The 6,236-nt window shown below is 74.2% G+C and carries 7 protein-coding genes and 1 pseudogene; 3 read left to right on the forward strand and 5 right to left on the reverse strand.

The window, feature by feature from the left end:
- Together ABZ281_RS33080 and ABZ281_RS33085 are read left to right on the forward strand one after the other, a co-directional pair.
- Positions 1 to 612 (forward strand): MBL fold metallo-hydrolase (locus tag ABZ281_RS33080; RefSeq protein ID WP_356661515.1); only part of this gene is annotated, 612 nt, incomplete at its 5' end.
- Between the two features lie 29 nt (positions 613 to 641).
- Positions 642 to 1,271 carry a VTT domain-containing protein gene (locus ABZ281_RS33085; RefSeq protein WP_356661527.1) on the forward strand — a complete coding sequence of 210 codons (630 nt, stop codon included), beginning with the start codon at positions 642 to 644 and terminating at the stop codon, positions 1,269 to 1,271.
- Between the two features lie 2 nt (positions 1,272 to 1,273).
- Here ABZ281_RS33085 and ABZ281_RS33090 read toward each other — a convergent pair whose 3' ends face one another.
- From ABZ281_RS33090 to ABZ281_RS33110, 5 genes are all read right to left on the reverse strand, one after another.
- A complete protein-coding gene (locus ABZ281_RS33090) occupies positions 1,274 to 2,335 on the reverse strand; it encodes an MBL fold metallo-hydrolase (RefSeq protein WP_356661517.1) in 1,062 nt (353 codons plus the stop codon).
- Positions 2,332 to 3,579: an aminotransferase class I/II-fold pyridoxal phosphate-dependent enzyme gene (locus ABZ281_RS33095; RefSeq protein WP_356661519.1), complete on the reverse strand. Its 1,248-nt coding sequence runs from the start codon at positions 3,577 to 3,579 to the stop codon at positions 2,332 to 2,334. Before ABZ281_RS33095 ends, ABZ281_RS33090 begins: the two co-directional genes overlap by 4 nt.
- Before the next feature lie 208 nt (positions 3,580 to 3,787).
- A complete protein-coding gene (locus ABZ281_RS33100) occupies positions 3,788 to 4,480 on the reverse strand; it encodes a hypothetical protein (RefSeq protein ID WP_356661521.1) in 693 nt (230 codons plus the stop codon).
- A gap of 126 nt (positions 4,481 to 4,606) precedes the next feature.
- Positions 4,607 to 5,401, reverse strand: coding sequence for an RNA polymerase sigma factor SigF (locus ABZ281_RS33105; protein ID WP_356661523.1), 795 nt, complete (start codon positions 5,399 to 5,401; stop codon positions 4,607 to 4,609).
- A gap of 303 nt (positions 5,402 to 5,704) precedes the next feature.
- Positions 5,705 to 5,890: a hypothetical protein gene (locus ABZ281_RS33110; RefSeq protein ID WP_356661525.1), complete on the reverse strand. Its 186-nt coding sequence runs from the start codon at positions 5,888 to 5,890 to the stop codon at positions 5,705 to 5,707.
- Positions 5,891 to 6,048: 158 nt separating this feature from the next.
- Here ABZ281_RS33110 and ABZ281_RS33115 point away from each other — a divergent pair.
- A pseudogene (locus tag ABZ281_RS33115) lies at positions 6,049 to 6,236 on the forward strand (hypothetical protein); the annotation flags it as partial.

Below are 6,236 nucleotides of genomic sequence, written 5' to 3' on the forward strand. Positions count from 1 at the left end.
GTGTCGCATCTGCACGCCGACCACCTGCACGTGCCGTCGCTGATGCGGCTCGCTCCGGGCACGCGCCTGCTCGTGCCCCGGGGCGCGCGCCGGGCAGTACCGGGTCTGCGCCGGCTCTCGCACCTGCGGGTGAGCGAGGTGGCCCCCGGGGACGAGACCCCGGTCGGCGACATCGTCGTACGCGCCGTGCCCGCGCGCCACGACGGGCGGCGGCTGCCGTTCGGACCACACCGCTCCCCCGCCCTCGGCTATGTCATAACCGGCGAGGCCCGGACGTACTTCGCCGGGGACACCGGACTGTTCGACGAGATGGCGAAGGAGGTCGGCCCGGTCGAGGTGGCGCTGCTGCCGGTGGGCGGCTGGGGGCCCTGTCTGGGCGAGGGGCACCTGGACGCGGGCCGGGCGGCGCAGGCGCTGGCACGGCTGGCGCCGCACACCGCGGTGCCGGTGCACTACGGCACGTACTGGCCGATCGGCATGGACGCCGTGCGCCCGCACGAGTTCCACGCTCCGGGGGAGGAGTTGGTCCGGCTGGCGGCCCGGGACGCGCCCGAGGTGGCGGTGCACCGGCTCGGGCACGGGGAGAGCGTGCGTGTGAAGGCCGCGCGGTGAGCTGGTCCGCGCCCCTGGCGCTCGCGCCCCTGCTCGCGGCGTCGGCCGTGACACCGGCGTCCTTGGTTCCGGAGTCCACGCAGCAGGCGATCGGGTATCCGACGCTCTTCGTGCTGGTGCTGGCCGGGGCGCTGGTGCCGGTGATTCCGACGGGAGCGCTGGTGAGTTCGGCGGCGGCGGTCGCCGTGCACCGGACGGCGCCCTTCTCGCTGGCGATGGTGTTCGTGACGGCGTCGCTGGCGGCGTTCCTGGGCGATGCGACGCTGTACTGGCTGGGACGGCGCGGGCTGAAGTCGAGGAACGGGTCGCGGTGGCTGGAGATCCTGCGGTCGCGGGCGCCGGAGGACCGGCTGGAGCAGGCGCAGGAGAAGCTCTCCGCCCACGGGGTGGCGGTGCTGGTGCTGTCCCGGCTGGTGCCTGCGGGGCGCATCCCGGTGATGCTGGCCTGTCTGCTGGCCCAGTGGCCGCTGCGGAGGTTTTCCCGGGGGAATCTGCCGGCCTGTCTGGCCTGGGCCGCCACGTATCAGTTGATCGGGATCCTCGGAGGGGCGCTGTTCGCCGAGCCGTGGCAGGGCGTGGTGGCGGCGATCGCGCTGACCCTGCTGCTCAGCGCGGTACCGGCGGTGTGGCGGCGGGTGCGCAGTTCCCCGGGCACCTGAGGTCAGTTCCCGGACAGCACCCGGGAGGCGCCCACCGGCATGTCCCAGAGGTTCTCGCGGGGCAGGCCCGCCTTCTCCCATGCCGCCCGCACACGCGTCAGGGGCTCCATGACCGGTTCCGCCGACAGGACGAACGTCGCCCAGTGCATGGGGGCCATCCGGCGCGCGCCCAGATCCTGCGCAGCGCGGACCGCCTCTTCGGGGTCGCAGTGGACGTCGCGGAGCCACCAGCGCGGGTCGTAGGCGCCGATGGGCAGCAGGGCCAGGTCGATGCCGGGGTAGCGGCGGCCGATGCGGGAGAACCAGTGGCCGTAGCCGGTGTCGCCCGCGAAGTAGACGCGTTGGCCCTCCTGGTCCGTGAGCACCCAGCCGCCCCAGAGGCTGTGGCAGGTGTCGGTGAGGCTGCGCTTGGACCAGTGGTGGGACGGGACGAAGTCGAAGCGCACGCCGTCCAGTTCGGCCGCCTCCCACCAGTCGAGTTCCGTCACGTGCGTGAAGCGGCGGCGGTGGAACCAGCGGGCGAGCCCGGCCGGGACGAGCACCGGGGTGTCGCGCGGGAGGCGGCGCAGCGTGGGGGCGTCCAGGTGGTCGTAGTGGTTGTGGCTGATGACGGCGGCGTCGACGCGCGGCAGGTCCTCCCAGGGGACACCCACGGGTGTGATGCGGGCCGGGGTGCCGAGGATCCGGCGGGACCAGACCGGGTCGGTGAGAACGGTCAGCCCGCCGATGCGCAGGACCCAACTGGCGTGCCCCGCCCATGTGACGGCGACGGTGCGGGCGTCGACGCGGGGCAGTGGGGCGGGGGCGTAGGGCAGCCGGGGGATGTCGGCGAGGCCTTCCGGGCCCGGTCTCACCGTGCCCTCCCGGGCGAAGCGGGCCATGGCCTTCAGGCCGGGGAGCGGCGCGGTCAGCCGGTCGTGAAAGGTGCGCGGCCACACCCGCCGCTCGGCCGGCGGCCGGGGTTCGGCCAGGGGCGGGTACGGGGGTGCGAGGGGTGACGCGATCCCGGGCTCGTCGGCTTCCCGGGTGGTCGTGCTGGTGGTCGACTCGGACTGCTGCGTCATCGAGGAGGCTCCCATCGCTGAGCGTCGTCGCGGAGATCGTCGAAGACCGACTTCAGTCGGCTCAACGCGCGGTTCACCTGCGGCAGTTCCAACGGCGTGGGTGAGGTGAGGCATTCCGCGCGTTCCGTGTCGGAACCGGCCACCAGGGCGCCGGTGCAGAGCCGCACGCGCGGGGCTTCGAGGTCGTCGCCGAAGCGGTGCCCGCCCGGGGCGGGCATGCCGAGGCGTGCGCTGAGGAAGTCCTCCAGTTCCTGTGCGTCGCCGACGCCGTGCGCGCTCAGCGCGGGGCGCAGCGCGGCCAGGTCCACGTACAGGTGGCGGCCGGAGCGCGGAGGCCGGGCGAGGGCTCCCGCGGCGACGACGGCGGCGTGCGCCTCGGCGGCCAGGAGCGCGTGCAGGCGCACGGCGGTGGCCCCGCGCGCGGTGACCGCTTCCGGCTCCCCCAGGGCGTATCCGGCCGCCGCGGCGATGGGCGCGGCGACACGGGCGTCGAGGGCGGTGAGGATGTCGAGCACGCGCGCGTGGAGGCCCTCGCCGTCCTCACCGGCCGGGAAGCGGGCCACAGCGGCGGGCCAGCCGGGCGGGAGCAGGGCACCGGCCAGGTCGGTGACGACGGTGACCCGGTCGGGCACCATCCCGGCGGGGCTGAGCAGCACGGTGTCGTGGGGGTCGTGCAGGGTGTCGCGCCAGGTCTCGTCGCTGACGAGGTGCAGGCCCTCCCCCTGGGCGGCCTCGACGGTCTCGTGGAGCAGTTCGGGAGGGGCGACGGTGGCGGTGGGGTCGTCGGCGACGGACAGCACGAGCAGCCGCGGGTCGCCGCCCTCGGCGCGTACCCGGCGCACGGTCTCCAGCAGGGCGTACGGGTCCGGGACGCCGCCGCTCTCCGGCGGGGTCGGCACATGGAAGACCGGGCGTCCCAGCAGGCGTGCGTACGGTGCCCACCAGGCGGCGCAGGGTCTCGGTACGAGGACGTCGCCGCCGAGGGCGGCGGTCAGCGCGAGCAGCAGGGCGGGCGATCCGGGGGCGGCGGCCACCCGGTCCGGGTCGCAGTGCAGTCCGCGCCGGTCCCAGTAGCCGCAGGCGGCTTCGCGCAGGGCGCGGCCGCCGCCGACGGGCTCGTGGTCGCCCACGGACGCGGCGGCGGCGAGCACCGCGGTCAGCTCCGGCAGGACGGGCAGCCCGTCCTCGGGGAGCGGCGGCCCGAACCGGACGGGACCGTGACCTTCCGGGGCCGTCCGCCGCATCCGTACCTCCGCAGTGCCAGTGCCTGGTGCCGCCGTGTGATGTCTCCCTCGGCGCGTGCGCCGTACGGTGCGGCTCGTGCCCTCGGGCACTGAGTACCCAGGGTGCCGCCGCCCCATGGGCGCCCGGCCGGGTTGTGACGGTCACAGCATGAGCGGGCCGGGGCGGGGAAGCGGGGCCCTTCCGGGACGGTGGAACGGGTCCGGCGGGTCAGCGGTGGGGGTCGCTCCGCCGGGTGCGCAGACGGTGCGCGGCGGCGCCGAACGCGCCCGCGATCAGCACCCCGCCCGCGACCAGGGCGGGCACGGAGTCGGTGAAGGCACCGCCGTCACCGGCCCGAACCCCGCGCCGGACCGGCGCTTCGCCGCACTCGGTGGGGTGCGCCTCGGGGGCTTTCGGCATCCAGTGGTGCGAGGGTTCGGGGCAGCTCTGGTGGGTGGGTGGGTGCGCGGGGTCGTACGGGGGCTTGTGGGGGCCGGAGCCGTGGGCCACGGTGAACGTCGCGCTCCAGGTGGTGCCCTCGCCGCCGGGAGCGGCCGGGCAGGTGCCCTCGACGCTCCATGCAGAGTCCTCCGCCGGGGCGTCCGGGTCGCCCTCGAAGTTCTCCGCGGAGGCGATGCGGGCCGTGCCGCGGTAGGCGGCGCCGGACACCTCGTCGTCGTTGCCGGTGACCCGTTGCAGTGGCACCGTGCCCTCGTCGAAGGCCTCGGAGGTGGCGTCGACGGTGTCGGGCGGCGGCCCTCCGGTCGGATCGCAGCTGACCGAGACGGTGAGCGTGCCGCCGGGCTGGACGGTGGCGGGACTGACCTCGGCGGCCGGTTCGGCGAACACGGCCGGCGCCAGGCCCACCAGGGCTGAGCCGGCCAGGACGGCGACGGACAGGGCGTGCAGGCTGCGGCGCATCGAGGGGACTCCTTCGGTAGTCATACCCCTCTGCCATGACAGCCCGCAGCCGACGGGCCCGCGCGGGCCCGGACCCCATTAGCGGGACGGCGCCCTCCAACCGGGTGAAAGTCCCAGGGGCCTGTGTCAGGCCGCGTCCCGCATGACCTGCTCCCGCACCCGTCCGCAGCACCGGCTGATCAGCCGGGAGACGTGCATCTGCGAGATCCCCAGCTTCTCGGCGATCCGGCTCTGCGTCATGTCACCGAAGAACCGCATGTACAGGATCGCCCGCTCCCGCTCGGGCAGCGCCGCCAGCCGGGCCCTCACGGACTCGCGGTCGACGACCGTGTCCAGCGCCGGGTCGTAGGACCCCAGCGCGTCGCTCAGCGAGTAGCCGTCCTCGCTCCCGGGCAGTTCCGCGTCCAGGGAGAGCGCCGTGAAGCTCTCCAGTGCCTCCTGGCCGGCCCGGACGTCCTCCTCGCTCATGTTCGCGTGCTCGGCGATCTCGGCGACGGTGGGCCGGCGTCCGGAGATGGTCTGGGACAGGTCCTGGCTGGCGAAGCGCACGCGGTTGCGCAGGTCCTGGACGCGGCGGGGTACGTGCAGGGTCCACATGTGGTCGCGGAAGTGCCGCTTGATCTCGCCGGTGATGGTCGGTACGGCGTAGCTCTCGAAGGCGTTGCCGCGCTCGGGGTCGTACCGGTCGACGGCCTTGACCAGGCCGAGGGCCGCGACCTGGCGCAGGTCCTCGACGTTCTCGCCGCGGCTGCGGAAGCGTCCGGCGAGGCGGTCTGCCATGGGCAGCCAGGCCTCGACGATCTCGTCGCGCAGTTTGTCGCGCTCCGGGCCGGCGGGCATGGAGGTGATCCTGCGGAAGGCCTCGGCGGTGTCGGGGGCGTCGTCGTGGGGGTGCTGCTTCGTGCTGGAACGAGTCGGCATGATACGTCGCAATTCCCTTGAAAGTGCTCTGGGCTGGACGGTCACCGTGGGAGCGCGATCGCTGTGGGACAGGGGCCCCGGTGCGGCTCGCTCGCCGCTCCCACGGACGTGCCTCCTGTCCGAAGCACTCATGGGCGCCTGCCCCCGGCCCTCACCCGCAAACCCGGAGAGGTCTTCCGCCGTCGCGCAGGGTGACCGGTACCGGTGGCTCCGGCGGCATCAACGGCCTTCTCGCCGTGCGGAGGAGGGCGGAGAACGAGTGGGAGGACCTGCGGCTGGAGCGTCCGGACGTCAGGCGGGGCTTCAAGGCGAAGGTGCGGGAGGAGTTCCTGCCGTGGCGGGAGAAGGAGCAGCCACGGCTGCGGGGGACACGCCGGCCGGTTCACGCCGGTCGGCGTCCTCCTGTGGCAGCAGCAACTCCTCGTAACGGCCCAGCACCAGCACCACTCCGAGCATGAGCAGCGGGATGAGCACAGCGAGCATCGCCATGACGTGTCCTTCCCCAGAGAGGTGTGGGGGTGTGATCCGGGTCTCCCGCAGGGCGTGGCGCAAACCAGTGCGGACGGCGGCGATCGGGCCGGCGGAACCTGTGTCGCCCTCCGGTGTTCGGGTACGCGGTGCGGGCCCCCGAACGTCTGGAGGGAGACATGCAGCGAGGCAGCGACCGGCTGAGCGTCCACCGGGACGACGAGATGAAGCACGAACTGCAGGGCCTGCTCAGGTCAGGGCATCCCACGCGCAGTGAGGAGTGGCACGACCCGGAGCCGGCCGCCGAGGACGACCCCGAGGTCGCCCGCGGGCCGGTGACGCCGAGCCGTGCGCCGACGTCCCTGGA

The organism is Streptomyces sp. NPDC006265, from assembly GCF_040613555.1.
GTDB lineage: Bacteria > Actinomycetota > Actinomycetes > Streptomycetales > Streptomycetaceae > Streptomyces.